2 protein-coding genes are annotated in these 2,284 nt (G+C 78.5%); one reads left to right on the top strand and one right to left on the bottom strand.

Annotation, left to right across the window (positions count from 1 at the left end):
* Nucleotides 1-91: 91 nt before the first annotated feature.
* Nucleotides 92-415: a hypothetical protein gene (locus ABT324_RS33270; protein ID WP_351185866.1), complete on the bottom strand. Its 324-nt coding sequence runs from the start codon at nt 413-415 to the stop codon at nt 92-94.
* A gap of 1,308 nt (nt 416-1,723) precedes the next feature.
* Between ABT324_RS33270 and ABT324_RS33275 the strand changes: the two genes are divergently transcribed.
* Nucleotides 1,724-2,284: hypothetical protein (locus ABT324_RS33275; protein WP_351185869.1), on the top strand; the 561-nt coding region annotated here is incomplete at its 3' end.

Consider the following 2,284-nt stretch of genomic DNA (forward strand, 5'->3'; position numbering starts at 1 on the left):
CGGCGCCCGCTCCCGCGCGCATGTCGGGAGGGGCGCCCGCCGAGGTCCCGCCGCCCGCACCGCCGCGCGGGACGAGCACGGGACGGCTCATCTAGAAGTCCCGGTAGCTCGACGACGACTCGCCCAGCACCGGCGGCGCCACCAGGCGGCCCTCGCCTTCGTCGTCGTCGAAGAGCTCATCGGCCTCGATCAAAAACTGCGGCACCACGTTGCGCCCGTCCTCGCCCGGCTTGTACCCGGCACCGACCTGCAGGTCGTCGTCGGACCGCCGCTCCTCCTTGAAGTCGTCGGCCGACCACGTGGTGTTCCGGCCGTAACCAGCGCGCGAGGACGAACTCGCCAGCGCACCCGTGGACCCCATCGGCCCGAACCCACCGTCGGCGCGCTGCGCGAACTTCGGCGCCCGGGCGGGCACCGGACGCGGCGGCTCCTGCCGAGGCGGCTCCGGCTGCTGGGGCGGCTCCGCGCGCGGCGGCGCGGGCCGGGCGGGCGGCCGAGCCCCCTCCGGCCCCGGAGGCGGCGGAGCCGCGACCGGCGGGCGCGGTGGCGGGCCGCCAAGGGCGGGACCGCCCGTCGGCGGCGACGGCGGGCCCTGCGGAGCAGGGCGCTGCGGCGGTTCCGCCGGAGGCGGACCCGCGAAGCGGGGACCGGCCGACGGCGGAGCCTCCGGCGGCAGCGGACGGCCCGGAGGGCCGTCGTGCGGAGCCTCCGGCGGCGGAGCCGCGGGGAGCGGGCCGCTCTGCGGCCCAGCGTCGTGGCGGGGCGGCCCGTCGGGCGCGCCCGGCGGCGCGTCGCGCCGCGGCGGCGGGCCGGGGTCGTGCCGAGGGGGCGGGCCGTCCGGCCCCACCTGGGCGAAGCCAGCGCTCGGCGGTCCCACCGGGGCAGGACCGTCGGGTGCCAACTCGTTCGGGCCAGGCGGCGGACCGTCCGTCGCGGGAGCACCGCTCGGCGGGCCGTCGGGGCGCGCTGGACCATCCGGACCCGGGTGCGCGAAGCCCCCGCTCGGCGGGCCGTCGGGACGCGGCGGCGGACCATCCGGCGCGAAGCCGCCCCGCGGTCCACCAGAGCGCGGCGGCGCACCGTCCGGTCCCGCCGGGGCGAAGCCGTCGCTGAGCAGGCCATCCGGCCCCACCTGGGCGAACCCACCACTCGGCGGCCCGACCACCGGCGGACCATCCGGACGCGGCCCGAGGTCATCCGAACCGAAGCCACCACTCGGCGCACCATCGTGGCGCGGACCATCCGGACCGCCCTGCGCGAAGGCCCGATTCGGCGGACCGTCCGGCCCAGCCTGGGCGGAACCGCCACCCGGCGGCCCCGAGGTCAAGTCATCCGAACCGAAAGCACCGCCCGGCGCGCCTTCGTGGCGCGGACCATCCGGACCACCCTGCCCGAAACCACCACCCGGCGGCCCCACCAACGGCGGACCATCCGGACGCGACCCAAGGTCATCCGAACCGAAGCCACCACCCGGCGCACCATCGTGGCGCGGACCATCTGGACCACCCTGCGCGAAACCGCTACTCGGCGGTCCCGCCAGAGGCGGACCATCCGGACGCGACCCAAGGTCATCCGAACCGAAGCCGCCACCCGGCGCACCATCGTGGCGCGGACCATCCGGACCACCCTGCACGAAACCGCTACTCGGCGGTCCCGCCAGAGGCGGACCATCCGGACGCGACCCAAGGTCATCCGAACCGAAAGCACCACCCGGCGCACCATCGTGGCGCGGACCATCCGGACCACCCTGCACGAAACCACCACCCGGCGGCCCCACCAACGGCGGACCATCCGGACGCGGCCCAAGGTCATCCGAACCGAAGCCGCCACCCGGCGCACCATCGTGGCGCGGTGGTGGGCCGTCCGGGCCCACCTGGGCGAAGCCGCCGCTCGGCGGGCCCGCCAGCGGTGGGCCGTCCGGGCGCGACATCAGGTCGTCGGAGCCAACACCACCGCTCAGCGGGGCATCCGGCCGTCCCGGCGCGAAGCCAGCGCCCGGGGGCGGCCCCGCCAGCGGTGGGCCGTCCGGGCGCTGGGGCGCGTCGTGGTTCGCGGGGCCGGGGTTCGGCGGTTCGTCGGGGCGGGGCACCAGCCCGTCCGGACCGGCCTGCGGCAGCGGCTCGTTCAGGCCCGGTGGCGGGCCCTCGCGGCGCGGGGGCGGGCCGTCCAGCAGCCCGGACTCGAAGCGCGGGTCGTCCGGCCGGGGCGCGGCGAACGGTCCGCTCGGCGGACCTTCGCGGCGCGGCGGCGGGCCGGGTTCGGCACCGGGGCGCGGCGGCGGGCC

Origin of the sequence: Saccharopolyspora sp. NPDC000359 (assembly GCF_040300525.1) — a bacterium.
In the GTDB taxonomy this organism is placed as follows: domain Bacteria; phylum Actinomycetota; class Actinomycetes; order Mycobacteriales; family Pseudonocardiaceae; genus Saccharopolyspora.